At 71.0% G+C, this 26918-nt stretch carries 23 protein-coding genes; 15 read left to right on the plus strand and 8 right to left on the minus strand.

What is annotated here, in order from left to right:
• Nucleotides 1-23: 23 nt before the first annotated feature.
• From ACIQ87_RS14745 to ACIQ87_RS14760, 4 genes are all read right to left on the minus strand, one after another.
• Nucleotides 24-1136 (minus strand): ADP-ribosylglycohydrolase family protein, encoded by a 1113-nt coding sequence (locus ACIQ87_RS14745; RefSeq protein WP_402406026.1) that lies wholly within the window; start codon nucleotides 1134-1136, stop codon nucleotides 24-26.
• Between the two features lie 124 nt (nucleotides 1137-1260).
• Nucleotides 1261-2532, minus strand: coding sequence for a DUF2786 domain-containing protein (locus ACIQ87_RS14750; RefSeq protein ID WP_402406028.1), 1272 nt, complete (start codon nucleotides 2530-2532; stop codon nucleotides 1261-1263).
• A 109-nt stretch (nucleotides 2533-2641) separates the two neighbouring features.
• Nucleotides 2642-4270, minus strand: a complete 1629-nt coding sequence (locus tag ACIQ87_RS14755; RefSeq protein ID WP_402406029.1) for a transporter — start codon at nucleotides 4268-4270, stop codon at nucleotides 2642-2644.
• Nucleotides 4267-5088 carry an ABC transporter ATP-binding protein gene (locus ACIQ87_RS14760; RefSeq protein ID WP_402406030.1) on the minus strand — a complete coding sequence of 274 codons (822 nt, stop codon included), beginning with the start codon at nucleotides 5086-5088 and terminating at the stop codon, nucleotides 4267-4269. The genes ACIQ87_RS14755 and ACIQ87_RS14760 overlap by 4 nt, the downstream gene beginning before the upstream one ends.
• 244 nt (nucleotides 5089-5332) lie before the next feature.
• On the opposite strand from ACIQ87_RS14760, the gene ACIQ87_RS14765 reads away from it, so the two are divergent.
• The 9 genes from ACIQ87_RS14765 (at nucleotide 5333) to ACIQ87_RS14805 (ending at nucleotide 16786) form a co-directional block, all read left to right on the plus strand.
• A complete protein-coding gene (locus ACIQ87_RS14765) occupies nucleotides 5333-5884 on the plus strand; it encodes a DUF1707 and DUF4190 domain-containing protein (RefSeq protein ID WP_402406032.1) in 552 nt (183 codons plus the stop codon).
• A 118-nt stretch (nucleotides 5885-6002) separates the two neighbouring features.
• The gene (locus ACIQ87_RS14770) at nucleotides 6003-7724 is read left to right on the plus strand and encodes a DUF2142 domain-containing protein (RefSeq protein WP_402406034.1); all 1722 of its coding nucleotides are present in this window, start codon (nucleotides 6003-6005) and stop codon (nucleotides 7722-7724) included.
• A 376-nt stretch (nucleotides 7725-8100) separates the two neighbouring features.
• Nucleotides 8101-8472, plus strand: coding sequence for a 30S ribosomal protein S12 (rpsL, locus tag ACIQ87_RS14775; protein WP_014144289.1), 372 nt, complete (start codon nucleotides 8101-8103; stop codon nucleotides 8470-8472).
• 2 nt (nucleotides 8473-8474) lie between these two features.
• Nucleotides 8475-8945, plus strand: coding sequence for a 30S ribosomal protein S7 (gene rpsG, locus ACIQ87_RS14780; RefSeq protein ID WP_030055803.1), 471 nt, complete (start codon nucleotides 8475-8477; stop codon nucleotides 8943-8945).
• A gap of 39 nt (nucleotides 8946-8984) precedes the next feature.
• Nucleotides 8985-11090 (plus strand): elongation factor G, encoded by a 2106-nt coding sequence (gene fusA, locus ACIQ87_RS14785; protein WP_402406036.1) that lies wholly within the window; start codon nucleotides 8985-8987, stop codon nucleotides 11088-11090.
• 200 nt (nucleotides 11091-11290) lie between these two features.
• Nucleotides 11291-12484: an elongation factor Tu gene (gene tuf, locus ACIQ87_RS14790; protein WP_380608275.1), complete on the plus strand. Its 1194-nt coding sequence runs from the start codon at nucleotides 11291-11293 to the stop codon at nucleotides 12482-12484.
• A 355-nt stretch (nucleotides 12485-12839) separates the two neighbouring features.
• Nucleotides 12840-13790, plus strand: a complete 951-nt coding sequence (locus tag ACIQ87_RS14795; protein WP_402406038.1) for a glycosyltransferase family 2 protein — start codon at nucleotides 12840-12842, stop codon at nucleotides 13788-13790.
• A 95-nt stretch (nucleotides 13791-13885) separates the two neighbouring features.
• Entirely contained in the window at nucleotides 13886-16306 is a 2421-nt protein-coding gene (locus ACIQ87_RS14800) for a hypothetical protein (protein ID WP_402406040.1), read from the plus strand.
• Nucleotides 16307-16333: 27 nt separating this feature from the next.
• Entirely contained in the window at nucleotides 16334-16786 is a 453-nt protein-coding gene (locus ACIQ87_RS14805) for a GtrA family protein (RefSeq protein WP_392914377.1), read from the plus strand.
• 43 nt (nucleotides 16787-16829) lie between these two features.
• Here the strand turns inward: ACIQ87_RS14805 and ACIQ87_RS14810 are convergent, their stop codons facing one another.
• The 3 genes from ACIQ87_RS14810 to rfbA form a co-directional block, all read right to left on the minus strand.
• Entirely contained in the window at nucleotides 16830-18008 is a 1179-nt protein-coding gene (locus tag ACIQ87_RS14810; RefSeq protein WP_402406042.1) for an acyltransferase family protein, read from the minus strand.
• A 211-nt stretch (nucleotides 18009-18219) separates the two neighbouring features.
• Nucleotides 18220-18819, minus strand: coding sequence for a dTDP-4-dehydrorhamnose 3,5-epimerase (gene rfbC, locus ACIQ87_RS14815; RefSeq protein WP_402406044.1), 600 nt, complete (start codon nucleotides 18817-18819; stop codon nucleotides 18220-18222).
• Complete coding sequence (rfbA, locus tag ACIQ87_RS14820; protein WP_402406046.1) at nucleotides 18816-19691, minus strand: glucose-1-phosphate thymidylyltransferase RfbA; 876 nt, start codon at nucleotides 19689-19691, stop codon at nucleotides 18816-18818. The genes rfbC and rfbA overlap by 4 nt, the downstream gene beginning before the upstream one ends.
• 81 nt (nucleotides 19692-19772) lie before the next feature.
• Between rfbA and rfbB the strand changes: the two genes are divergently transcribed.
• From rfbB to ACIQ87_RS14850, 6 genes are all read left to right on the plus strand, one after another.
• Nucleotides 19773-20750 (plus strand): dTDP-glucose 4,6-dehydratase, encoded by a 978-nt coding sequence (gene rfbB / locus ACIQ87_RS14825; protein ID WP_392867370.1) that lies wholly within the window; start codon nucleotides 19773-19775, stop codon nucleotides 20748-20750.
• A 50-nt stretch (nucleotides 20751-20800) separates the two neighbouring features.
• A complete protein-coding gene (gene rfbD / locus ACIQ87_RS14830) occupies nucleotides 20801-21682 on the plus strand; it encodes a dTDP-4-dehydrorhamnose reductase (RefSeq protein ID WP_402406118.1) in 882 nt (293 codons plus the stop codon).
• Nucleotides 21679-23016, plus strand: a complete 1338-nt coding sequence (locus ACIQ87_RS14835) for a lipopolysaccharide biosynthesis protein (protein WP_402406048.1) — start codon at nucleotides 21679-21681, stop codon at nucleotides 23014-23016. Before rfbD ends, ACIQ87_RS14835 begins: the two co-directional genes overlap by 4 nt.
• Before the next feature lie 68 nt (nucleotides 23017-23084).
• The gene (locus tag ACIQ87_RS14840; protein ID WP_402406050.1) at nucleotides 23085-23774 is read left to right on the plus strand and encodes a glycosyltransferase family 2 protein; all 690 of its coding nucleotides are present in this window, start codon (nucleotides 23085-23087) and stop codon (nucleotides 23772-23774) included.
• Nucleotides 23771-24169, plus strand: a complete 399-nt coding sequence (locus tag ACIQ87_RS14845; protein ID WP_402406052.1) for a DUF2304 domain-containing protein — start codon at nucleotides 23771-23773, stop codon at nucleotides 24167-24169. Before ACIQ87_RS14840 ends, ACIQ87_RS14845 begins: the two co-directional genes overlap by 4 nt.
• Nucleotides 24170-24173: 4 nt before the next feature.
• Nucleotides 24174-25079 (plus strand): glycosyltransferase family 2 protein, encoded by a 906-nt coding sequence (locus ACIQ87_RS14850; RefSeq protein WP_392867356.1) that lies wholly within the window; start codon nucleotides 24174-24176, stop codon nucleotides 25077-25079.
• 83 nt (nucleotides 25080-25162) lie between these two features.
• Here the strand turns inward: ACIQ87_RS14850 and ACIQ87_RS14855 are convergent, their stop codons facing one another.
• Nucleotides 25163-26914 carry a hypothetical protein gene (locus ACIQ87_RS14855; RefSeq protein ID WP_402406054.1) on the minus strand — a complete coding sequence of 584 codons (1752 nt, stop codon included), beginning with the start codon at nucleotides 26912-26914 and terminating at the stop codon, nucleotides 25163-25165.
• Between the last annotated feature and the right edge of the window lie 4 nt (nucleotides 26915-26918).

Here is a 26918-nt window from a genome sequence, read left to right on the forward strand (position 1 = left end):
CCGTCTTCGAACTCGCGCCCGCGCTACCAGGCCGGGTAGCGCCCGCCGAGCCCGGGGTGCAGCGGGTCGCGGCTGCCGAACAGCACCAGCAGGTCGTCCGCGACCTGCCGCAGCTCCGCCCGGCCCTCGACCGCCGAGGCCCACTCGGCGGGCAGCGCCGCGGCGCCGTACGCGGCCCCGACCAGGTTGCCGCAGACCGCGCCGGTCGAGTCGCTGTCCCCGGAGTGGTTCACCGACAGCAGCAGCGCGGTGCGCACCGGGTCGGGGTCCAGGGTGGCCGCCAGCAGCGAGTACACCGCGATGGCCAGGCACTCCTCGGCGATCCAGCCGAGCCCGACCCGCTCCACCGTCTCCGCGGCCGGCTCCGCCTCCTGGGCGAGTCGCACCGCCCGGGCCAGCGCCTGGACGGTCTCCTTGGAGCTCGGCAGCTCGCGGATCTGCTCCACCGTCTCGCCGACCGCCGCCCACGGCTCGGTGCCGTCCGCGAGCCGCTCGACGAGCGCCGCGAAGGCGCCCGCCGCGAGGTAGCCGGTCGGGTGGCCGTGGGTGAGCTGGGCGCACTGCACCGCCAGCCCGAAGGACTGCTCGACGCCCAGCCGGGCCAGCCCGAACGGCGCCGAGCGCATCACCGTGCCGCAGCCCTTGGAGCCCGGGTTGATCGGCCCGGTCAGCCCGATCGCCGACGGCGCCTCGAACACCGGGTGCTCGGACACCCCGCTCAGGCAGGCGTTGCCCGGCGCCCGCCGTGCGTACAGGAAGGGCCGGCTCAGCAGCCAGCCGTCGTACGGGTGGGGCTGCGGCCCGGTGTCCGGCGCGCCCTGGTACTGGGTCCGCAGCCAGCGGCGGTAGGCGCCGTGCACGGCCTCCGGCACCGAGCCGCCGCCGCCCGTCCAGCCGCGGACGAAGCCGCGGATCAGCCCCTCGGCGGTGAACAGCGTCATCTGGGTGTCGTCGGTCACCTCGACCGGGCCGGGCCCGGCCGGCAGCGTGGTCACGCCCTGCGGCCCGTACCGGTCCTGGATCTGGTGGAGCTGCTGGAACTCCACCGGCCAGCCCAGCGCGTCGCCGATCGCTCCGCCGAGCAGTGCTCCGCGCACCCGGTCCCGGTACCCCGATTCCGCCGCCGGTTCCGTCACGTCGAGTCCCCCTTCGTTCCTGGCGGACTACGTTCTATCAGGTCCCCGGGAAGCGGGGTGGCTCTTGTGGATCTTGCGCGGGTCGGGCCGGGACCGGTGGGCAGGCCGGGCCCGCCCGGCGCCCTCAGCGGCGGATCGCCCCGGCGCGCCCGTGGAGCGTGGCCCGGTCGGCGGCGGCGCGTCCAGCCGCCCAGCCCACCCCGTCGCTGACCCGCACCCGCTGCGAGACCAGCTTCGGGAACAGCCGGCCGACCTCCTCGTCCACCGCCTCGGAGCGGGCGGCGAGCACGGGCAGCAGCCGCTCGTCGGGCAGCAGCTGCTCCTCGGTGCCGTCCTCGCGCAGGTGCCGCCCGGCCGCGGCGGCGCTGGTGGCGCGCTCGGTCGCGGCGGTCAGCCGCTCCCGGATCCGCGCCGCGTACGCGACCAGGAAGGACTGCCGGAACGCCTTGCTGCGCGAGTCCCTGCGGGAGCCCGCCTTGTTCATCGCGTGGGTGGCCTGCACCAGCAGCGAGGTGTAGAGCAGCTCGACGCCGTCCAGGTCGCCGTCGAAGCCGACCACGGTGCAGAAGCCGAACTCCTTCGCCCACACCACCCGGCATCGGTTGGCCGCCGCGACCGCGTCCAGCAGCATCGTCTTGGGGCCCTCGTACGGGTTGTCCACCCCGATCCGCAGCGCCGCCGGGGTGTCGCGGTCGGTGCCGTCCACGGCCAGCAGCGCGTCGTCGATGCTGTGCTGGGCCATCAGCTGCTGGGCCTTGGCGGTCAGTGCTTCGGCCTCCTCCGGGTACTCGGTGGACTCGGCCTTGGCCAGCAGCGCCCGGATCCGCGCCAGCATCCGCGGCTCGTCGGCCGTCGGCGCCGAGCGCCGCGGCCGCACGGCCTGTCCTGGGGCGGGCCCCACCGGGGCGATCGGCGGCAGCCGGCCCCAGGTGCGCAGCAGCTCCAGGACGGCGGTGGCGAGCGCGAAGCGGTCCAGCCGGTGCCGGTCGGCGAAGGCGCCGAGGTACTCCTCGTCACCGGACCACCACACCTCGGCCTCCAGCTCGCGCAGCTGCTCCAGCCAGCGCCGGTCCAGGGCGGCCGCCGGGTGGCGGCGGCCCTCGGCGGCGATCAGGTCCACCGCGAGGGCCAGGTGGACGGGCTTCAGCTCGCGCCGCACCACCCGGGCCAGGTCGGCCGGCCGCCACCCGGCGGACCAGCAGCGGCCGACGGCGGTGTCCGCGTGGCCGAGCAGCGCCCGGCCGACCTCGGGCCACTGCCCGGCCGAGGCGGCCAGCAGCGACGCCCCGGTGTCCAGGGCGAGGTCCAGTGCGTCCTCGGGGGCCGTCAGCACCGACCGCACCGCCTGCTCCAGCAGCGGTCCGGCGGTCCCGGCCTGCTGCGCGCGCTCGCCCACGGTCTGTTCCTGCTCTCCTCGACGGTCCGGCCTCCTGCCCATGATGCCGGAGCCGCGGTGGGAACCCGCCGGGGAGCGGGCCGGGCCGGGAGTGCGGCGGCGGCCCGGCTCAGCGCTCGATGGCCTTGGCCAGGATCTCCGGCGTGCGCTCCAGCAGCCGGCGCGCCGCCATCCGTACGCCCAGCGCCGCGACCAGGGCGCCGTACAGCGGGCCGATCAGCAGCACCGGCCAGCTCGGCCCGTCCGAGGCCAGCGCCCAGGCGAGGTAGCCGCCGACCGGCAGCGCCAGCACCGTGACGCCGAACATCGAACCGAACTGGTTGAGCAGGATCAGCCCGCCCTGCCCCGGGGCGGCGTTGCGCATCGGGTTGCTGTCGGCCGGCATGGTGTACGGCGCCAGCACGCTGAACAGCGAGCCCAGCGCGATCCCGCAGCCGAGCAGCGCCAGCGCCAGGCCGAGCGCCGACGGCAGCTCGCCCCACCGGCCGGTGACGGCCGCCAGCACCAGCCCGAGCACCACCGTCACCGGGACGGCGTACGACAGCACCGCGTACGCCCGGCCGCGCAGCTCGGACCGGGCGTCGGCCGGGGTGCGCAGGGTGGCGGCGACCATCCAGAACGCCGAGCCGTCCATGCCGAACAGGTTGAGCATCTGCAGCCCGAGGAACACCCCGGTCATCGCCAGCAGGTACACGCTCGCCCAGCCCTGGACCATCGACAGCACGCAGATCACCAGCGTCATCCCGATGCTGGTGAACAGCGCCGCCTTGGCCCGCGGCTCACGCCAGGCGTACCGCAGGTGGCGCTGCATCACCGCGCCGGTCCGGCCCTGGGGCAGGAAGCCCCACCCGCGCGCGTTCCGCACCCCGCGGGCCACCTCCAGGGTCGAGGAGTCGGCCGTCACCATCAGCTCCTGCAGGCTCCGCCGCCACCAGCGCAGCAGCAGCGCCAGCAGTGCGGCGGTCGCGGCGAGCTGGAGCAGCGCGAGCCCGTACCGGCCCTCGCCGGCGGTGCGCGGCGCGTCCGCCGCGCTGATCGGCGGGATCCAGCGCAGCACCGAGGCGATCGGCTTCAGCGGGGTGAGGTCGATCGGCCCGCCCCGGCGGCCGAGGATGCTCTGCGAGCCGACGTTGGCGACCTGCACCAGCAGTGCGAAGGCCAGCCCGCCGAAGATCGCGAAGTCCTTGCCGCGGCGGCTGGAGAGCATCCGGGCGTTGCCCGCCGCGACCGCCCGGGAGAGCGTGACCAGGCAGAGCACCGCGAGCGGCACGCCCGCCACCGCGACCGCGGCCGAGGCGCCTCCCGTCGCGCCGGCCAGCACCGCGCCGGTCACCAGCACCAGGGTGATCAGCGGCCCGGGCCCGATCAGGGCGGCCAGCAGCGAGCCGCGCAGCAGCGGGCCGGGCCGCAGCGGCAGCATGGTCAGCCGGGTCGGGTCGGCGCTCTCGTCGCTGGAGAAGAGGAACAGCGGCAGCGCGGCCCAGCCCAGGGTCAGTACGCCGAGCAGCATCACCCCGGCGTCCCCGGAGCCGGCGTACCGCCCGTTCAGCGCGGCCATCGCGACGGCGACGCCGGCCGCGAAGGCCAGGCCCACGACGCCGCCGATCACGTAGACGGTGGTCCGGCCGGGGCTGCGCCGCAGCCCGTTGCGCAGCAGCCGCAGCTTGAGCGCCACCAGGGCCCGGACCACCGTCCGCCCGTCCGGCACCGCAGCCGTGACCCCGCCCCGTCCGGTCACCGGTCGCCTCCGGCCTGGCCGCCGCCGAGCCAGCCGAGCACCTGTCCGTCGTCCTCGCGCACGCCGATCAGCTCCAGGAAGGCCTCGTGCAGGCTGCGCCCGCCCCGGACGGAGTCCAGCGGGCCCTGGGCGATCACCCGGCCGGCGTTGACCACCGCGACCCAGTCGCAGAGCTGTTCGACCAGCTCCATGACGTGGCTGGAGAAGACCACCGTGGAACCGGCCGCCGCGTACCGCTTGAGCACGCCGCGGATGGTCTGGGCGGAGACCGGGTCGACGCCCTCGAAGGGTTCGTCCAGGAACAGCACGTCCGGGTTGTGCAGCAGGGCGGCGGCGAGGCCGATCTTCTTGCGCATGCCGGTGGAGTAGTCGGCGACCAGCTTGTCGGCGTCCCGGCCGAGGTCCAGGACGGCCAGCAGCTCCTCGGCCCGCCGGTCCACCTCGGCGCCGGGCAGGCCGCGCAGCCGCCCGGTGTACTGCAGCAGCTCGCGCCCGCTGAGCCGCTCGAACATCCGCAGGCCCTCGGGCAGGATGCCTATTCGGGCCTTGACCGTGACCGGGTCCGCCCACACGTCGGTGCCGTGGACCAGGACGGTGCCCTGGTCGGGCCGGAGCAGCCCGGTGACCATCGACAGCGTGGTGGTCTTGCCGGCGCCGTTCGGCCCGACCAGGCCGACGAACGCCCCGGCCGGAAGCTCCAGGCTCAGCCCGGCCACGGCTGCCTGGGTGCCGAAGTGCTTCCAGAGCCCCTGGATGCTGACGGCGGACGGGGTTCCCGGCCCGGGGAGGTCGGGGGACGGCGGCGCTGACGCCTGCATGGCGGCCTTCTCTGCTCGTGGTGGGACATCGTCCTGGCTGGAGACCAGCCTGGCACTGCTCGAACGGGCTGTCGCCCGAGTTGAGCATCCCTTGAGACCGTCCGCCGAACGGCCCAGGCGCGCCGCCCGACATCCTCTTCCCGGTCACTGGTCCGATTCGGCAACTACTCGGTCCTGTCGTTCGTCCTGCACTATGAGTGAGCAGTGACGTGCGCGGGGGTGCCGCGCTACCGGGAGGTGGCGGATGTCCGTACAACCATGGGGCGAGCCCGGTTCCGGCCATCCGCCCGGCAGGCAGCCGGCGGCGGGCTGGCAGCCGGTGCCTCCGGTGTCCCCGCAGGCCGTGATGCGGGCGGGCCACGCCGACCGGGACCGCGCGCTGGACGTCCTCAAGGCCGCGTTCGCCGAGGGGCGGCTCACCATCCAGGAGTACGAGCAGCGCCACGAGGCGGCGGCCGCGGCGCAGACCTACGGCCAGCTGGCCGCGCTGGTGGCCGACCTGCCCTCCGGGCCGATGACGGCGCCGCCGCTGACGGCGCCGCAGCCGGTCCCGGCGACCTTCCTCCCGCCGCCCCCGCCCCCGCCGGCGCCCCGCCCCACCAATGTGCTCGCGGTCACGTCGCTGGTGCTCAGCCTGGTCTGCTTCTCGCTGCCCGCGGTGGTCACCGGTCACATCGCCCGGTCGCAGATCCGCCAGCGCAACATGGACGGCGACTGGGCGGCCGTCCTCGGCCTGGTCATCGGTTACATGGGCACCGCTTTCTGGACCTTGTTGATCCTGCTGGGTACCGTCTGACCCGCCGGTACCGCCTCCGTCGGTGGTGGATCGCACCGGGCCGGACCGACTCGACGGGCCGCCACCGGGAGGGTGCCATTAGTCCCTCAGGGCTCGGTTCGGTACGGTCTTCTCGTCCATGGCTGACCGTTGCCTGTTACATCTCGTCGATGCGAGCACCTACCGCGCCCGGCCGTGGGCGTCGCACGCCGAGTTCGGACCGACCCCGAAGGCCCATTTCCAGATGATGATCACTGCCGTCAAGAGCATCGCCGAGCGGCTCGCGTCCTCACCCCGGCGGCTGTGGGCGGTCGCGTTCGCGATCCTCTTCGCGCTGAGCGCCTCCTGGTCGCTGACGACTCCGATCGGCGGCGCGCCCGACGAACCCGCGCACATCATCCGGGCGGGCGCGGTCGCCCGGGGCCAGGTCAACGGCGTGGAGGTCATGACCCCGCACACGGTCGGCGGGATCCAGGGCTACTGGGCCGAGAGCGGGGTGGAGCTTCCGCGGATCTACGAGGACCTGGCGGAGACCCACTGGTGCTACGCCTTCAAGTCCTGGCAGTCGGCCGACTGCGCGCCCCCGCTCAAGCAGCGCTCGGGGACGGCCCAGGTGACCACCTCGGCGGGCCGCTACCACCCGGCGTACTACTTCGCCGTCGGCTGGCCCAGCCTGCTGCTCCCGGGCAAGACGGCCTTCTACCTGATGCGGCTGATCTCGGCCGCGATCTGCTCCGCCCTGGTGGCGAGCGCGGTGGTCTCGGCGGCCGAGTGGCGCCGGCGGTCCCTCAGCATCCTCGGCGTGGTGGCGGCCGCCACCCCGATGTCGCTGTTCATGTTCGGCGTGGTCAACCCGAGCGGCCCGGAGATCGCCGCGGGCATCCTGGTCTGGAGCGCCGCCGTGGCGCTGCTGATGAACCCGGACCCACAGCTCCTGAGCCGCCGCGTCGCCCGGCTCGGCATCGGCGCGGTGGTGCTGATCAGCATCCGGCCGTTGGGCCTGATCTGGCTCAGCGGGGCGGTCTTCTTCGCCCTGCTGCTCGGGCGCAGGGGCGTGCTGGGCGACATCCTGCGCCATCGGGCGACCTGGGCCTGGGGCGCCGTGGCCGCGGTCTCGGCCGTCGTGGCCCTCGTCTGGTCCTCGACCCATCCGGACAACTCGACCATCAACGCCCCGAGCAACTTCACCCCGCTGTCCGCGGCCCGTCAGACCTTCGACAACGGCCTGCTGTACATGAAGCAGATGATCGGCTACTTCGGCTGGCTGGACGCCGAACCCCCGGCCGCGACGCTGCTGCTGTGGTGCGCCGTGGCGATCGCCCTGGTGCTGCTGGCGCTCTGCTACGCGCGGCTCAGGGAGACCCTGGCCGTCCTGGGGATCCTGGTCGGGATCGTGGCCATACCCCTGGTGGCCCAGGCCATGCAGGCGGAGAAGGTCGGCATGATCTGGCAGGGCCGCTACCTGCTGCCGTTCGCCGTCGGGTTGCCGATCGTCTGCGCCGCGATCTGCCACGAGCGGCTGCCGCGGGGCGGTTTCGCCTGGCGCCGGCTGATGGTGCTCTGCTCCCTCGCGCTGGCCCTGGCCGACTTCGCGGGGTTCATCTGGGCACTGCGCCGCAACACGGTCGGTACCGGCGGTTCGTTCTTCATCAGCCCGGCCCACTGGTCGCCGCCGTTCGTGGGCTGGCAGCCCTGGGTGCTGGTGTACGGGGCGGGCGTGCTGGCGCTGGGGCTGCTCGTCGCCCTGTCGGACCGGAAGGGGACGGACCGGCCGCAGGACGAGTCGGAGTCGGCCGGGACGTCCGGGGACGGTGCCGACGACGGGAGTACCCCGCTCGCCGCCGCCCGTGCGGAGGCGTAGGGTTTCGCCCTGCGGGGGGCTCTCGGTCGTGATATGGGCGGCGCCGGCGCCGGTTCCCGTCCCGTTTCGAGGCCAGGCCCCGCGACCTGCGGCGTTGCATTTGTTTTGACCGCGCCCGATGCGCTAGGTACGCTCTGACCTTGTGCCTGGGGTGTCCCCGGGTCCTTGTGCGTGCATGCACACCGGTCGCCGCGCCGAGCCGGAGCGCCTCCCAGCGCGCCGCGCGTAGAGCGCCGTCGCTGTACATCAGCCATGGGATTCCGTGTCGTAACAAGCCCAACACACCCGACCGCGTGGGTCGACCACGGGGCCGTGTGCGAGGGAGACACCGCAGGTTAGTTTCACCAAGCCTTGGCACACAGAAAACGGAGAAACGGTGCCTACGATCCAGCAGCTGGTCCGAAAGGGCCGGCAGGACAAGGTCGAGAAGAACAAGACTCCCGCGCTGAAGGGCTCCCCGCAGCGCCGTGGGGTCTGCACGCGTGTGTACACGACCACCCCGAAGAAGCCGAACTCGGCTCTCCGCAAGGTCGCCCGTGTGCGCCTCACCAGCGGGATCGAGGTCACCGCTTACATCCCGGGCGAGGGCCACAACCTGCAGGAGCACTCCATCGTGCTGGTGCGCGGTGGTCGTGTGAAGGACCTTCCTGGTGTCCGCTACAAGATCATCCGCGGTTCCCTCGACACCCAGGGTGTCAAGAACCGCAAGCAGGCTCGCAGCCGCTACGGCGCCAAGAAGGAGAAGTAAGAATGCCTCGTAAGGGCCCCGCCCCGAAGCGCCCGGTCATCATCGACCCGGTTTACGGCTCCCCGGTCGTCACCCAGCTGGTCAACAAGATCCTGCTGCACGGCAAGCGCTCCACCGCCGAGCGGATCGTCTACGGCGCCCTCGAGGGCGTCCGTGAGAAGACCGGCTCGGACCCGGTCGTGACGCTGAAGCGCGCGCTGGAGAACGTCAAGCCGGCCCTCGAGGTCAAGTCCCGCCGTGTCGGTGGCGCGACCTACCAGGTTCCGGTCGAGGTCCGTCCGGGCCGCGCCAGCACCCTGGCGCTGCGCTGGATGGTCGGTTACTCCCGCGCCCGTCGCGAGAAGACCATGACCGAGCGCCTGATGAACGAGATCCTCGACGCCAGCAACGGCCTGGGCGCTTCCGTGAAGCGTCGCGAGGACACCCACAAGATGGCCGAGTCCAACAAGGCCTTCGCGCACTACCGCTGGTAGTCCGTACCCCGTCACTAGACAGAGAGAGAACGAGCCACCATGGCTGCAACCTCCCTTGACCTCGCCAGGGTCCGCAACATCGGGATCATGGCGCACATCGACGCGGGCAAGACCACCACCACCGAGCGGATCCTGTTCTACACCGGTGTCTCGTACAAGATCGGTGAGGTCCACGATGGCGCTGCCACCATGGACTGGATGGAGCAGGAGCAGGAGCGCGGCATCACGATCACGTCGGCCGCGACGACCTGTCACTGGACGGTCGACGGCGTCGACAACACCATCAACATCATCGACACCCCGGGTCACGTCGACTTCACCGTCGAGGTGGAGCGTTCGCTGCGCGTCCTCGACGGTGCCGTGACGGTGTTCGACGGTGTCGCCGGTGTCGAGCCCCAGTCCGAGACCGTGTGGCGGCAGGCTGACCGCTACGGCGTCCCGCGCATCTGCTTCATCAACAAGCTGGACCGCACGGGCGCGAACTTCTTCTTCTGCGTGCAGACCATCGTGGACCGCCTCGGCGCCACCCCGCTGGTCATGCAGCTCCCGATCGGTGCCGAGTCGGACTTCCAGGGCGTTGTCGACCTGGTCCGCATGAAGGCGCTGGTCTGGTCCGCCGAGGCCGCCAAGGGCGAGATGTACGACGTCGTCGACATCCCGGCCGACCTGCAGGAGCAGGCCGACGAGTACCGCGAGGCGCTCATCGACACGGTCTCGAACGTCAGCGACGAGATCATGGAGCTCGCCCTCGAGGGCGAGGAGATCCCGGTCGAGCTGCTGCAGGACGCGATCCGCAAGGGCACCCTGAACTCGGACTTCACCCCGATCTTCTGCGGTACCGCCTTCAAGAACAAGGGCGTTCAGCCCCTGCTCGACGCGGTCGTCAAGTACCTGCCGTCCCCGCTGGACATCGAGTCCATCGAGGGCACCAAGCCGGGCGACGACACCGTCAAGATCTCCCGCAAGGCCTCGGACGACGAGCCGCTCGCCGCGCTCGCGTTCAAGATCATGTCGGACCCGCACCTCGGCAAGCTCACCTTCGTCCGGGTCTACTCGGGCCGCCTGGAGTCCGGCACCTCGGTGCTGAACGCCGTCAAGGGCAAGAAGGAGCGCATCGGCAAGATCTACCGCATGCACGCGAACAAGCGTGAGGAGATCGAGTCGGTGGGCGCCGGCGACATCATCGCCGTCATGGGCCTGAAGCAGACCACCACCGGTGAGACGCTGTCCGACGAGAAGAACCCGGTCATCCTGGAGTCCATGGACTTCCCGGCCCCGGTCATCCGCGTCGCGATCGAGCCCAAGTCCAAGGGTGACCAGGAGAAGCTGGGTGTCGCCATCCAGCGTCTCGCCGAGGAGGACCCGTCCTTCCAGGTCAACACGGACGAGGAGACCGGCCAGACCATCATCGCGGGTATGGGCGAGCTGCACCTCGAGGTGCTGGTCGACCGTATGCGCCGTGAGTTCAAGGTCGAGGCCAACGTCGGCAAGCCGCAGGTCGCGTACCGCGAGACCATCCGCCAGGCGGTCGAGCGCATCGACTACACCCACAAGAAGCAGACCGGTGGTTCCGGTCAGTTCGCCAAGGTGCAGATCGCGATCGAGCCGCTCGAGCAGGCCGAGGGCTACGAGTTCGTCAACAAGGTCACCGGTGGCCGCGTTCCGCGGGAGTACATCCCGTCGGTCGACGCCGGTTGCCAGGAGGCCATGGAGTTCGGCATCCTCGCCGGCTACCCGCTGCAGGGTGTCCGCGTGAGCCTGCTCGACGGCCAGGCCCACGACGTCGACTCCTCCGAGCTCGCGTTCAAGATCGCCGGTTCGATGGCCTTCAAGGAAGGCGCGAAGAAGGCCAAGCCGGTCCTTCTCGAGCCGATGATGGCCGTCGAGGTCACCACGCCCGAGGACTACATGGGCGACGTGATCGGCGACATCAACTCTCGCCGTGGCCAGATCCGGTCCATGGACGAGCGTCACGGTGCCCGCGTCGTCTCGGCGCTGGTGCCCCTCTCCGAGATGTTCGGCTACGTCGGTGACCTGCGCAGCAAGACCTCTGGTCGCGCGAGCTACTCGATGCAGTTCGACTCGTACGCCGAGGTTCCGAAGAACGTGGCGGACGACATCATCGCCAAGGCCAAGGGCGAGTGACGTCCCGATAATCGGGACGATTACGAAGCCTTAGGCTATTAGGAGGCAATCCGGGAGGATCCGGTCGGATCCTCCCGGGGCCTCCGGCCCCCCCCAGCAGCGGGACGGCACGGGATGTCCTCCGGACAACCCGCACCAAAACCGATTTCAGACCAACTGGCGTCAGCACGGCGTACAGGAACTGTCCTCAGGAGGACTCAGTGGCGAAGGCGAAGTTCGAGCGGACGAAGCCCCACGTCAACATCGGCACCATCGGTCACATCGACCACGGCAAGACCACGCTGACCGCGGCCATCACCAAGGTGCTGCACGACGCGTACCCGGAGATCAACCCCTTCACGCCGTTCGACCAGATCGACAAGGCCCCGGAGGAGCGTCAGCGCGGTATCACCATCTCGATCGCGCACGTCGAGTACCAGACCGAGGCGCGCCACTACGCCCACGTCGACTGCCCGGGTCACGCCGACTACATCAAGAACATGATCACCGGTGCCGCCCAGATGGACGGCGCCATCCTCGTGGTCGCCGCCACCGACGGCCCGATGCCGCAGACCAAGGAGCACGTCCTCCTGGCCCGCCAGGTCGGCGTTCCGTACATCGTCGTCGCCCTGAACAAGGCCGACATGGTGGACGACGAGGAGATCCTGGAGCTCGTCGAGCTCGAGGTCCGCGAGCTGCTCTCCGAGTACGAGTTCCCGGGCGACGACCTGCCGGTCGTCCGCGTCTCCGCGCTGAAGGCGCTGGAGGGCGACAAGGAGTGGGGCGAGAAGCTCCTCGGCCTGATGCACGCCGTCGACGAGGCCATCCCGACCCCGGCCCGCGCCGTGGACCAGCCGTTCCTGATGCCGATCGAGGACGTCTTCACGATCACCGGTCGTGGCACCGTCGTCACCGGTCGTATCGAGCGCGGTATCCTCAAGGTCAACGAGACTGTCGACATCATCGGCATCAAGGAGACCAAGACCACCACCACGGTCACCGGCATCGAGATGTTCCGCAAGCTGCTCGACGAGGGCCAGGCCGGTGAGAACGTCGGTCTGCTGCTCCGTGGCATCAAGCGCGAGGACGTCGAGCGCGGCCAGGTCATCATCAAGCCGGGTTCGGTTACCCCGCACACCGACTTCGAGGCCCAGGCCTACATCCTGTCGAAGGACGAGGGTGGCCGCCACACCCCGTTCTTCAACAACTACCGCCCGCAGTTCTACTTCCGCACCACGGACGTGACCGGCGTCGTGACCCTCCCCGAGGGCACCGAGATGGTCATGCCGGGCGACAACACCGCCATGACCGTTGCGCTGATCCAGCCCATCGCCATGGAGGAGGGCCTGAAGTTCGCCATCCGTGAGGGTGGCCGCACCGTCGGCGCCGGCCAGGTCACCAAGATCATCAAGTAATCTGATGCTCTGACCTGCCTGCCTCGTACAGGCTCGGTCCGAAGGGCCCCGCGCACTCCGAGTGAGCGGGGCCCTTCGGCGTGTCGGGATATCGAATCGACGGCGATCAGGTAACAGGTCCGTTGAGAGTGCGCTCAGAGCAGACTGCTATCCTGCCGCTCATTGGCTCTCCCTCGCCGCCGTCCGCGATGCTCCGGGTGCGGAGGGAGAAGGTTCCGGCCGGTGGGGTCGACTCGGCGGTCCAAGCCTCCCAACCGCTTTCGGATCACATGGGGACAGGCGAAGAAGGATGCTCAACGCAGGAGATCAGGGAGTCGGGTCGGCCGGCGAGCCGGCGCCGCTCTTGTCGGTCGTCATGCCGATCTACAACGAGCAGGAGGCGCTGCCGCTGACCGTGCACCGCCTGCGCCCGATCCTCGACGGGTTGGGGATCACGTACGAGGTGGTCGGCATCGACGACGGCAGCACGGACGCCACCCCGGTGCTGATGCAGAAGATCCGCCAGGACTGGCCGGAGTTCCGGATCGTCCGCTTCGCCCGCAACTCCGGGCACCAGGCCGCGCTCACGGCCGGCATCCACCGCGCCTTCGGCGACTACGTCGTCTCCATCGACGCCGACCTCCAGGACCCGCCGGAGAAGATCCCCGAGATGCTCTCGCTCGCGCGGGAGCAGGGCCTCGACGTGGTCTACGGCGTGCGCGGCGACCGCGGCACCGACACGGTCTTCAAGCGCCGCACCGCCGGCGGCTACTACTGGCTGATGCGCAAGCTCGTCGGCAAGAAGATGCCGAACCAGGCGGGCGACTTCCGTCTGCTCAGCCGTGCCGCGGTGGACGCGCTCAAGGCGATGCCCGAGCACCAGCCGGTCTACCGGCTGCTGGTGCCGTGGCTCGGCTTCCCGAGCGGCGAGGTCGTCTACGTGCGCGAGGAGCGGGTCGCCGGTTCGACCCACTACCCGCTGTCCAAGATGGTCCGCCTGGCCGTCGACAGCGTCACCAACTTCTCGGCGAGCCCGCTGCGGCTCGCCACCTGGCTCGGCCTGCTGAGCTTCCTGGTCTGCTTCGCCCTCGGTGTCTACACCGTGGTCGCGTACGCGCTCGACAAGACCGTCCCCGGCTGGTCCTCGCTGTTCATGGGCATGCTGTTCCTCGGCGCCGTCCAGCTCGTCTGCATGGGTCTGCTGGGTGAGTACGTCGGGCGTATCTACTCGGCGGCCCAGGCCAGACCGGCCTACTTCGTCGGCTACGACTCGGCGGACGGGCCCGACCCCGCGATGGCTCGTCGCAGCGCCTCCTACACGGGCTGACCCGGAGTCGTTCCGCCGCCGGTCGACGGACCGCGGCCGGCCTCCGCCAGGCTGCCGTGCTGCGAGCTGTGAGCTCGGACGAGAGAACGGACACCATGCATACGAACAGCACCGCGACCGGAGCCGCCCCGGCCACCGGAGGACGTCCGGGGGTCCCGGCGCCGTCGGGCGGGCTGTCCGGCGGCGCGACGGACGGGGGCTCCGGGGCGCACGCCCTCTGGCGCTTCCTGCCCGCCGTCTCGGCCTACCTGCTCCTGGTGGGGCTGCTGCTGGCCGCGGACACCAGGGTCGGCGACATCGCCCGGTACACCTTCTACGCGGGCTGGGGCGTGGTGCTCCCGGGCACCCTGGTCTTCCGGGCCCTGCGCAGGCGTCCGCACACCCTGCTGGAGGACCTCGTCTTCGGCGCGGTGACCGGGCTGGTGCTGGAACTGGCGGCGTGGGCGGTCCTCGTCCGCGCCGGCCTGCAGTCGGTGGCCGTCGGCTGGCCGCTCGCGGTGGTCGTCCCGTTCGCGCTCGTCCCGGGCCTGCGCCGGCACTGGCGCCCCGGTGGCTACCGGCGGCTGTCCCTCGGCTGTTCCTGGTCGACGGCCGCGGTGGTGGGTCTGACCAGCCTGTACTACTACCAGGTCTTCCTGTCGAAGTTCCCGGTCCTGGCGACGGACGAGCGGTCCCGGCTGTTCGGTGACATGCCGTACATGCTGTCGCTGGCGGCCGACGCCAAGCAGCACGTGCCGCTGACCGTGCCGCAGGTGGCGGGGGAGCCGCTCCACTACCACTGGTTCACGTTCGCGCACATGGCGATGACCGACATGGTCGGCCACATCGACCTGCCGGTGGTCGAGACCAGGCTGCTCGTCCCCGCGTTCGCCGCGCTCGGTGTGCTGATCATGACCGTGGTGGCCCAGCGGATCACCGGTCGGGCGTGGGCGGGACCGCTGGCCGCGCTGCTGCTCTTCGCGGTGGGGGAGTTCACCGCGGTCTACCCGAACACCGTGATGAGCTGGACCTTCGGCGCGCCGGCCGTCCGGCTGATGTCCTGGTCGAGCATGTCGCTGACGTACAGCCAGCCGCTGCTGATCGCGCTGGTCGGCGTGGTCGCCGACGGGCTCCGACGGGTCGGCGGTCCGGGCGGCGAGGACGGGCCGTTCCGGGCACCGCAGTTCGGGCGGGGCGTCTTCGTCCTGACGGCGATGTTCGCGACCGCCTCCAGCGCGGCCAAGGCGAGCACCCTCCCGGTGGCCCTCGCGGGTCTGGCCGTCGCCGGTCTGGCGGTCGTGATCAGGAGCAGGTGCATCCCCTGGACGGTCGTCGGGCTGGGCGGGGCCATCGCGGGAGCGCAGCTCTTCGCGACGGCGGTGATCTTCGACTTCGAGAGCTACGGCCTGGAGGTCATCCCCTTCGGCAACATCCAGAAGTACTGGGCCGAACCCCTGGAGGGCCGGCCGGTGCTGGCCCAGAGCGGCCTGGTCGTGGCCGTCCTGATCGCCTTCTTCCTGAACCACCAGATCAAGCTCCTGGGCGCGGTGCCGCTGCTGTGGCGCCGCCGCCTGCGGCTGGAGCCGGCGCAGTGGTTCCTGCTCGGCGCGGCGGTGGCCGGACCGGCGGCCTACCTGGTGGTCAACGGCTACAACGCCAGCTACTTCACCATCTCCGCGATGCCCTTCGGGGCGGTGCTGTCCGCCTGGGGGTACTGCGAGGCCTTCGAGCGGGCCAGGCTGCCCAGGGCCGGCAAGGCCGCCCTGGCCGTCGGCGCGGTGGCCCTGACCGGGCTGCTCACCTGGCTCTCGTACCGGTACTCGGCGACCTGGGAGACCTTCCTGCACGAGCACACCGGCGACGGCACCGGCACCGAGCCGTACACGCCGCTGCTGCCGGCGCTGGGCGTGGCGGCCGCGTTCGCGGTGCTGGCGCTCCTCCTGGGGCTGCTCTGGCGGCTGCTCTCCCGGGGGGCGCGCGGCCTGCGGCGCCGGGGCGGGGTCGTCCTGCTGACCGCCGGACTGACGCTCGGCACCCCGGGTCTGGCCCTCGACGCCGTCCAGGCCCAGGAGATGATGTGGGACGGCAGCTGGGTGATGCCGGCGAGCCAGGTGAACGCCGCCCGCTGGATCCGCTCGCACAGCGCGCCCTCGGACATCCTGGCGACGAACAGCCACTGCTGGCAGTACGAGGACTACGCGGACGGCCTGCCGTGCGCCAACTACCGTTCGCACTGGCTCAGCGGCTACTCGGAGCGCTCGGTCCTGATCGAGGGCTGGGCCTACGCGCCGAGGCTGATGGCCACCGCGAACGGGGCGTCGGCCTCCGGCTCGCCGTTCTGGGACACCGAGCTGTTCCAGCTCAACGAGGCCGCGTTCTACGCGCCGACGCCGGACATCCTGAAGCGGCTGCACCGTGACCACAAGGTCCGCTACCTGGTGGTCCAGCGGAAGGCGGGCGAGGAGTCTCCGCAGCTCAGGAACCTCGCCAAGCAGGTGTTCGACAACGGCCGGGTGGCCGTGTACGAGCTCTCCTGACCCGACGAACGAAGCAGTGGGCAACCCATGGTCTCCACCGACAACGCACCGGCGCCGGCCCCCGACGGCCGGGCCGCCGCGCCGGCCGGCACCGCCAAGCGGCAGTTGCCGTCGTTCCTGGTCATCGGCGTGCTCAGCACGCTCTTCTACCTCGGCCTGTACGTGGTGGCCCGCCAGGTCGTCGACCAGCAGGCGGCCAACCTGATCGCCCTGGCGGTGAGTGCGGTCGCCAACACCGCCGCCAACCGGCGCTTCACCTTCGGCATCACCGGCTCGGAGGGCGCGGTGCGCCACCAGCTCCAGGGCGCCGTCGCCTTCCTGATCGGCCTGGGCCTGAGCAGCGGCGCGCTCGCCCTGCTGGCCCTGCTCGCGCCGCACGCCTCGCGGGTGGTCGAGGTGGCCGGCCTGATCGTGGCCAACGGCCTCGCGACGGTGGCCCGGTTCGTCCTCCTCAAGGTGTGGGTCTTCAGGACCCGTTGAGGAGGACGGACCGGGCCACCGGGGGCCTGGCGTCGTACGGTCGTCAGGGCGTGGGGACCGGCTTCCCGGCCGGCTCGGCCGGCACCGGGACGGCGGCCCTGCGGGCCCGGCGTTCGGCCAGCGCGCGCACCGGCCGCGGCGTCCAGTCCTTCGCCTTCAGCGCGGGCTTCTCGACCAGGTACCAGGAGAGCGCGGCGAGGAGGACCGTCCCGCCGAGGGACAGCAGGAGGTAGACCTTCATGCCGTGCGCGTTGCCCCCGAGCGCGGCGACGGCCTGCTCGACGGTGAAGCCGTACACGTAGATGCCGTACGAGAAGTCCCGCTTGACGCCGATCCGCTGGAACGGCCGGGGCAGCCGGACCGCCAGCCAGAAGAGCAGGTAGGCGAAGGCCGGGTAGCCGAACGCGAACAGCCCGCCGTAGCGCAGGCTGGCGACGAGCACCACGGCCGACAGCAGGGCGAGCCCGGCGTGGATCGGGATCCGCTCCTTGTAGAGCTGCACCGTGGCGCCGAGCAGGAACACGAACGCCAGGTAGACGAAGTACTGGGTGTAGACCTGGCCGAAGACCGGCACATGGATGTAGAAGCCCATGTGGTGCGGGTAGTTGACGAAGCCGGGGGTCGTCCGCCAGTCCTCGAAGACCAGGATCCAGCCGACCAGGGTCAGCAGCGGCACCGTCTTCTTCGCGCGCAGCAGCACGCCGCCGGCGGCCAGCAGGCCCATCATGACGTAGCAGAGCATCTCGTAGTCGAGCGACCAGAGGGAGCCGTTGATGCCGGGGTCGTAATTGGTGCCGGCCTTCACGCCGTCGTCGATCACGTTCGAGATGTCGAACCCGGTGGAGAGCGAGGCGTTCCAGGCACCCTTCAGGTACCTCAGCGGCCCGTGCGAGTGCGACCAGTAGCCGTCGAGCGAGTGGTGGGTCCGGTAGTACAGGGCGGGTGCCACCAGCAGGACGCATACCAGGAGCGACGCCCAGAGCCCGGGCAGGATGCGCAGGGCGCGGTGCCAGGAGTACCGGCCGATCGTGCTGCGCATGGCACTTCCGGTGATCATGAACCCGGAGAGCGCGAAGAAGCCGACCACCGCGAGCCGGCCGAGGTCGATCTGGCCGCCGCTGAACTGGGAGAGCGGGGCGGGCCGGCCGAACCCGAGCGGGTAGGCGTGGGAGTAGACGACGGCTACCGCGAGGGTCGTCCGGATCGCGCCGAAGCTGTTCACGCGGCCGGACAGACTTCCTCCCCTCAGCCACGCGGGGCGTCGGGTGTCGACGCCCCCACGTATGCCGTGTGAGGGTCCCGCGGGGTGGGTCATGGTCCGTCCGATCCGGCCGGCTGGGGAGCGGCCTGGGAATGGGCCTGTGATGGGGGCAGGGGGAACGGCTGAGGGGACGGGTGCACCTGCGCTCGTCCCCTCGGCCGGTCGGGCTCCGCTACTGCTGCTTCAGCGAGTCCGTGTAGGCCTTGCAGGCCTGGTAGTCCGGCAGCAGGCCGGTGGCGAGGGCCTCCGAGAGGGAGGGCGCCACCGCGTCGCGGGCAGAGAGCTGCGGGGCGTCGGTCGGCCACTCGATGCCGAGCTCCGGGTCCAGCGGGTGCACGCCGTGCTCGCCGGTCGGGTTGTACGTCGCCGAGCAGAGGTAGGTCAGCGTGGCGTCGTCGGTGAGGGCGCAGAAGCCGTGGCCGAGGCCCTCGGGGATGTAGACGGCCTTGCGCTCGGTGTCGTCCAGCCGGACGAACTCCCACTTGCCGAAGTTCGGCGAGCCGACCCGCAGGTCGACGATGACGTCCAGCACCGCGCCGCGGGTGCAGGCCACGTACTTGGCCTGGCCGGGCGGGACGTCGGCGAAGTGGATGCCGCGGACGACGTCCTTGGCGGAGAGCGACAGGTTGGCCTGGGCCAGGTTCAGCGGGTGGCCGACGACCTCGGCGAGCCGGTCGAAGCGGTACCACTCGGTGAAGTGGCCGCGGGCGTCGCCGTGCACCTGCGGGGTGATCTCGAAGGCGCCCTCGATGGAGAGCTCGCGGAACTTCACTTGGCGGCCGCCTCTTCGAGCAGGCCCAGCAGGTACTGGCCGTAGCCGCTCTTCAGCAGCGGCTCGGCGAGCTCGCGCAGCTGGGTGTCGTCGATCAGGCCGGCCCGCCAGACGGCCTCCTCGATGCAGCCGATCTTGAAGCCCTGGCGCTCCTCGATGACCCGGACGAACTCCGAGGCCTGGACCATCGACACGAACGTGCCGGTGTCCAGCCAGGCGGTGCCGCGGTCGAGGATCGTCACGTGCAGGTCGCCGGTCTGCAGGTAGGCGTCGTTGACGGCGGTGATCTCCAGCTCGCCGCGGGCGCTCGGCCGCAGGTTGCGGGCGATCTCGACCACCCGGTTGTCGTAGAAGTACAGGCCCGGGACGGCGTAACGGGACTTGGGCTCGGTCGGCTTCTCCTCGATGGAGAGGACCTGGCCGCTCTCGTCGAACTCGACCACGCCGTACGCGGTCGGGTCGGCCACCGGGTAGGCGAAGACCCGGCCGCCCTTGATGTCCGAGTGCTCGGTGAGCCGGGTGCCCAGGCCGCTGCCGTGGAAGATGTTGTCGCCGAGGATCAGGGCCACCGGCTCGTCACCGATGAAGTCCGCGCCGAGCACGAAGGCCTGGGCGATGCCCTCGGGCTTCTCCTGGACGGCGTACTGGAGCTTCAGGCCGAACTGGGAACCGTCGCCCAGCAGCCGTTCGAACTGGTCCCGGTCGTTCGGGGTGGTGATGATCAGGATTTCGCTTATCCCGGCCATCACGAGGGTCGAGAGGGGGTAGTAGATCATCGGCTTGTCGAAGACCGGGAGGAGCTGCTTCGACACCGCACGGGTCAGCGGCCACAGCCGCGAGCCGGTGCCGCCGGCCAGGAGGATTCCACGCATGGGTGCACCCTATTCGAGATCGGTGAACGCGGGAGGGGCCGGGTCGGGAGGGTGTTCGGGCGGCGGTAGACTACGCGCATTATGCGCATCCTCGTGACCGGCGGCGCCGGATTCATCGGTTCGGAGTTCGTCCGTCAGCTCCTCGGGGCTGACGAGAATGCCCGGATCACCGTCTTTGACAAGCTCACCTACTCGGGTGTCCTGGAGAACCTGGCCCCGGTGGCCGGACACCAGGGCTACACCTTCGTCCAGGGCGACATCTGCGACGTGGACGCCGTCGACCAGGTCATGCCGGGTCACGACGTGGTGGTGCACTTCGCCGCCGAGTCCCACGTGGACCGCTCGATCGCCGGTGCGGGCCCGTTCGTGCTGACCAACGTCGTGGGCACCCAGGTGCTGCTCGACGCGGCCCGCAAGCACGGCGTCGGCCGCTTCGTGCACATTTCCACCGACGAGGTGTACGGCTCGATCAACGAGGGCTCCTGGACCGAGACCTGGCCGCTGGAGCCGAACTCCCCGTACTCCGCCTCGAAGGCCTCCTCCGACCTGCTGGCGCTGGCCTACCACCGCACCCACGGCATGGACGTCGTGGTGACCCGCTGCTCCAACAACTACGGGCACTACCAGTTCCCGGAGAAGGTCATCCCGCTGTTCACCACCAACCTGATCGACGGCAAGAAGGTGCCGCTGTACGGCGACGGTGGCAACGTCCGCGACTGGCTGCACGTCTCGGACCACTGCCGGGGCATCGAGCTGGTCATGCGCGGCGGCCGGGCCGGTGAGGTCTACAACATCGGCGGCGGCACCGAGGCCACCAACAAGGAGCTGACCGGCCTGCTGCTCGAGGCCGCGGGCGCCGGCTGGGACATGGTCGAGCACGTCGAGGACCGCAAGGGCCACGACCTCCGCTACTCCATCGACATCAGCAAGATCCGCGAGGAGCTCGGCTACGAGCCGCAGGTCCGCTTCGAGGACGGCCTCGCCGCGACCATCGCCTGGTACCGCGAGAACCGCGCCTGGTGGGAGCCGCTGAAGCAGAAGGCGGCCCTGGCCAAGTGACCGCGAACGCCGCCGCGCCCGTGCGCTGGCTGGTCACCGGCGCGGCCGGGATGCTCGGGCAGGACCTGCTGTCGGTGCTGGGCGCCGACGAGGCCGCCGAGGTCACCGCGCTGCGCCGGGCGGACCTCGACATCACCGACGCGGCGGCCGTCCAGGCCGCCGTCGAAGGCCACGACATCGTGGTCAACTGCGCCGCCTGGACGAACGTCGACGCCGCGGAGACGGAGGAGGACGCCGCCACCGCCGTCAACGGCACCGGCGTGCGCCTCCTCGCCGCGGCGTGCGCCAAGACCGGCGCGCGGCTGCTGCACGTCTCCACCGACTACGTCCTTCCGGGTGACGCCACCGAGCCCTGCCCGGAGGACGCCCCGACCGCGCCGGTGAACGCGTACGGCCGCAGCAAGCTGGTGGGGGAGCGGGCGGTCGCCGAACTGCTCCCCGAGCACGGCTACGTGGTGCGCACCGCCTGGCTGTACGGCGAGCACGGCCCGAACTTCGTGGCCACCATGCTCAAGCTCGCCGCCCAGCGGGACACCCTGGACGTGGTGGACGACCAGCACGGCCAGCCGACCTGGTCGTACGCGCTGGCCGGCCGCCTGGTCGAGCTCGGCCGGGCCGCGCTCGCCGGGCAGGCCCCGGCCGGGATCTACCACGGCACCGCGAGCGGCCGCACCACCTGGTGCGGGCTGGCCCGCGAGAGCTACGCGCTGAGCGGGCTGGACCCGGAGCGGATCCGCCCGACCACGTCGGAGGCCTTCGTCCGCCCGGCCGCCCGTCCGGCCTTCAGCGTCCTGGCGCACGACCGCTGGGCCGCCGCCGGGCTGGCCCCGCTGCCCGAGTGGCGGGCCATGCTGGCCGAGGCCCTGGCCCGGCCCGTCTTCGCCGAACTGGCCGCCACGGCCCGGACCACGGAGGGCGACAGACCTCAGTGAAGAAAGCACTGACGAAGGTGGCTGCCGCGCTACCGCCGGGAACCCTGGCGGTGGCCGGCGGCACCGTCGTATTGGGTGCCGCCTCCTACATCCACCTCGGGGTGGCGGGCCACAGCCTGTCCGTCGACGACATGGCGAACGTCTCGCTGCTGTGGACGATCGTGATGTCCGTCGGCATCGGCGTCTTCTTCCCGATCGAGCAGGAGCTCACCCGGATCGTCGCGGCGCGGGCGGCGCTCGGCCACGGTGCCGCGCCGGTGCTGCGCCGCGCGACCCTGCTCACCGGCGGGATCCTCGCGGCGACCCTGGCCGTCCTCGGCGCCGCCTCCGGCCCGATCGCCCGGGCCATGTTCCACGGGGACCGCTCGCTGGTGCTGGCCCTCGGCGGCGCCTTCACCGGCATGGCCGTCTGCTACCTCACCCGCGGCGTGCTGGCCGGCCTCGGCCGCTTCGGCGCGTACGGCACCCAGCTCGGCCTGGACGGCGGCCTGCGGATCGGCTTGGCCTTCGCCTGCGGCGTGGCCGGGGTGCACTCGGCGCTCGCGTTCAGCCTGATCCTCGCCGTCGCGCCGATCCTGGCCACGATCCTCACACTGCCGCCGCTGCTGCGCGCGGTGAAGCCCGGCGAGCAGATCCGCTGGTCCGAACTCTGCTCCGGCCTCGGCCTGTTGATCTGCTCGACCCTGCTCTCGCAGGTCGTGGTGAACGCGGCCGTGGTGAGCACCAAGCTGCTCGCGCCGTCCGACTCCGCGTTGATCGCCGCCCTGCTCAACGCGCTGGTGCTGGCCCGGGTGCCGCTGTTCGTCTTCGGTTCGCTCCAGGCCTCGCTGCTGAACGGCCTCTCCGCCGCGATCGCGGTCGGTGACCGGGCCGCGTTCACCGGGATGCTCAAGAAGATCGGCGCCGTGGTGGGCGCGCTCGGCCTGCTCGGCGGGATCCCGGCGGTCGCCCTCGGCCCGTGGCTGATCCAGGTGCTGTTCGGCGCCAAGCCGGTGCTCGGCTGCCTCGACTTCTTCTGGTTGTCCGCCGGAACCGTGGCGTACATGTTCGCGATGGTGCTCGGCCAGGCGCTGATGGTATTCAAGCGTCACAACCTTCAGCTGCTCTGCTGGGCGATCGGCACCGTGGTCCTCGCCGGGGTGACCTTCCTGCCCGGCGACGTGTCCACCCGCGTGATCCTCGCGTACACCGCGGGTTCCGTGGCCACGGTCCTCGGTATGCTGGCGGTCCTGAGGCAGAGTTTCGCCCGTTCGGCGACGAATTCCGCAGGCCTCGTCCAGCAGCCGGGGGACTCGAACGCCGCGGTGTTGAGCAGCCGGACGGCCGGTGAGTGACCGTGTCCGCCCCTCATCTTCAGATCGCCGCGCAGCAGCGCGGGCCAGACCCCATTGATGGAGCCTCCGTGTCCCAGTACGACGATGTTTGGCTGGTGATCCCGGCCTACAACGAGGGCCAGGTGATCGCCGACGTTGTGGAGGGGGCGCGAAAGACGTTCCCGAACATCGTGGTGGTCGATGACGGCAGCGGCGACGACTCGGCCAAGCACATCATGGAGACGGGCGCGCACCTGGTGCGCCACCCGGTCAACCTCGGCCAGGGTGCCGCCCTCCAGACCGGCCTCGCCTACGCCCTGGCCCAGCCCGGTTCCAAGTACTTCGCCACCTTCGACGCCGACGGCCAGCACCAGACCGCCGACGTCGAGAAGATGGTCGCCCTGCTGCGGGAGGGCGACGTGGACGTCGTCCTCGGCTCGCGCTTCATCGAGCAGAACGGGCAGGTGCCGTGGATCAAGCGGGTCGTCCTGCGGACCGCGGCGACCGTCAGCCCGACCGCTCGCAAGCTCAAGCTGACCGACGCCCACAACGGCCTGCGCGTGCTCAACCGCGAGGCCGCCGGTCGGCTGCGGATCACCATGAACGGCATGGCGCACGCGTCGGAGATCGTCAGCTACCTCGCCGGCTCGGACCTCCGGGTCGCCGAACTCCCGGTGGACATCCTGTACACCGACTACTCACGCGCCAAGGGTCAGTCCCTGATCAACGGCGTCAACATCATCTTCGACATCTCGCTGCGGGAGCGTAGCCGCCGATGAAATTCTTCTGGATCCAGCTGGTTCTCATTCTCGGCTCGGTCTCTCTCGCCTTCATGTTCATCCGGCGTTGGGACCGTGCCAACACCCGCGCCTGGAAGCGCATCGCGTTCTCGGTCTTCGTGCTGGTGAACATCTACGCGGTGCTGCGTCCCACCGACGTGACCTGGCTGGCCCACCAGCTCGGCGTCGGCCGCGGCACCGACCTGGTGCTGTACGTGATGGTGCTGGCGATGGGCTTCCTGACCCTGAACACCTTCCTGCGCTTCCGCTCGCTGGAGAAGAAGCTCACCGACCTGGCGCGCACCGTGGCGATCAACGAGGGCGCCCGCCTGAACGAGGAGCGCTTCGACCTGGACCTGCCGGTCTCGGCGCCGGTCGACCGCAGCAAGGCCTGATCCCGTGGCGACCTTCGAGTTCATGCTGCCGTACTACGGCGACGTGGCGCTGATGCAGGCCGCGGTGCGGAGCATCCTCGCGCAGACCGACCGGGACTTCCGGCTGACCGTCATCGACGACGGCAAGGAGCCGGACGTCCCGGGCTGGTTCGCCTCGCTCGGCGACGACCGGGTGACGTACCTGCGCAACGAGCAGAACCTGGGCATCACCAAGAACTTCCAGAAGTGCGTGGAGCTGTCCACGGCCGACCACGTGGTCATCATGGGCTGCGACGACCTGCTGCACCCGCACTACCTGGAGACCGTCCGCTCGGTCCTCAAGGCCAACCCGGACCTGGGCATGGTCCAGCCGGGCGTCGAGGTCATCGACGGCAACGGCGAGGTCAGCCGTTCCGGCCTGGCGGACAACGTCAAGGAGAAGATCTACGCGCCGACCGTCAAGGGCCGGCGGCTGATGGGCGGCGAGGAGCTGGCCGCGAGCGTGCTGCGCGGCAACTGGCTCTACTTCCCGTCGATCTGCTGGCGGGGCGAGGCGCTGCGCGCGGTCAACTTCCGTGACGAGTACTCGGTGATCCAGGACCTGGCCCTGGTCGTCGACCTGCTGGAGCGCGGGGAGCAGATGATGGTGGACAACACCACCGTCGTCTTCCAGTACCGCCGGCACGCCGTCAGCGAGTCCTCGGTGCAGGCCTTCTCCGGCACCCGGTTCACCGAGGCGGAGCGGTACTTCAACGCGGTGGCCGAGCGGATGGACGCCCGTGGCTGGCCGAAGGCCGCCCGTGCGGCCCGGTTCCGCAGCGCCTCCCGGCTGCACGCGCTGACCATGCTGCCGGGCGCGCTGAAGCGCGGCCAGCGGGCCGGCGCCAAGGTGCTGGTCCGCCACGCGCTGACCGGCGGAGAGCGGCACTGACGCCGCGCGAGTCCTGATACGGCAGTGGGCCGGTAGTCCGAATCGGACTACCGGCCCACTGCCGTCTCAGGGTCGGGTGAGGGTCACTCGGGCAGGTCCGCCGAGAACCCGGGGAGCAGTTCACCCTTGCGCGGGTACGGGTTGACCTTCGGGCAGATCAGCTTCCCGAGGTCGACCTTCGGGTCCGAGGGGTTCAGCAGCCCAGGGGCCTCGTTGCACTTGGGCGCGTAGCGGGAGCAGTGCCCGTCGGTGTCGGCGGTGGTCTGCGAGATCCAGGCCAGCATGCCGGTGCCCTCGTGCGGGTCGGGCATGTACTTGCTGGCGGTGGCGGAGCCGGCCATACCGAAGAGCAGGCCCAGCGCGCAGATGGAGCCGATGGCCACGGCGCGCGGGTTGAAGCGCAGCGGCAGACGGCGGCCGGTCTCCTCGGCGGTCTCGGCGGTGGGGGCCGAGACGGTGCTCCGGCGGCGGGCGATCAGGTAGCACGCCAGGCCGACCAGGACCAGCAGGCAGTAGAGCAGCTGCGCGCTGGTGCGCGGGTAGAGCATGACGGCCTGGTCGCGCTCCATGTGGGAGGCGTACCAGTAGCGCATCAGCAGGGCGCTCGCCGAGCAGGCGGCGGCGGTCAGGACGGCCGCCCGGCCGATCCCGAGGGCCAGCGCCACGCCCAGGCCGACCAGCAGCAGGATCGTGAAGAGACCGACCCCGCCGAGCTCGCCGGGCAGCGGCCAGGTGCTCTGGCCGTCGGTGCCGGGAAGGTCGTCGCGCCACATCGCGAAGTAGGTCGGCTCGGTGTAGGTGTCGAAGTAGCAGTAGCGGTCGACCGTGCTTCCGGCGGATCCGAGCAGCCGGACCAGGTAGAGGGAGGCGGCGGCCAGGAAGACCCCGCCGGCGGCGCCGATCGCCGTCAGGGCGTTCAGCAGGCCGGGGGTCCCGCCGGTGCGGCGGGCACGCAGCAGCAGCGCCACGGTGAGCACCACCACTCCGACGGCGGACCACACGAACCAGCCGGAGTAGAGGTTGAACAGCAGCGCGATGCCGAGGCCGAGCACGGCGCCGCGGACGGCGACGGTACGGCGCGGGAGCTCCGGGGCGCGCTGGAGGAGCTGCATCAGCTTCGCCAGCAGGGGGACGAAGGCGACGAGCACGAAGGTGGTGTACGGCTTGTACGGCTGCGCCATCGGCAGCGCGGCGGTGACGCCGATCCCGAGCGCCCAGAGCGGGGGCAGCAGCAGTCGCCAGGACAGGTAGGCGATCGGGCCGAGCAGCGCGACGAACACCAGGTCGACGAGCTTGAGCGCGTAGCCGATCTGGCCGTGGGTGAGGTGCTCGGCGACGAAGGCGACGATGTGCGGGAACAACGGCGGGTAGGCGCCGTCGAGGGGCTTGCCGTCCATCAGGGCGCTGACCCAGGCCTGGAGGTTGCCGGAGTCACCCGACTGGGCGTACAGCGGCCAGTCGGTGCCGCGCAGCGCGAGCGAGACGCCGGCCGCCAGGACGCCGGAGGACAGGCCCGCGACCGCGGCGGCGGCGAACCGGACCGGGACGTCCGCCCAGCGGCGCATCGCCGGCACCAGGACCACGACGACGACGCCGAGCAGCAGCAGGAGCCGGAGCTGCAGCGCGGCGAGGCCGCTGACCTGGCCGATCCGCGACATGGGGTTCAGCTGGACGGACGTCGCCAGGCCCGTCATGAGCAGGGCCGCCGTGACCGCGGTCAGGATCTCCGCGGCCCAGAGGACGGCGGGCCGGCGCAGGGCTGCCCGTCTCGTTCGGCTGGACGGTATGCCCTGTTGCATGCCCGGGGTGGAGGCGGGCTGCACGCTCGTCGTCACTGTT

It is taken from the genome of Kitasatospora sp. NPDC096204 (assembly GCF_044763205.1).
Classification (GTDB): domain Bacteria; phylum Actinomycetota; class Actinomycetes; order Streptomycetales; family Streptomycetaceae; genus Kitasatospora.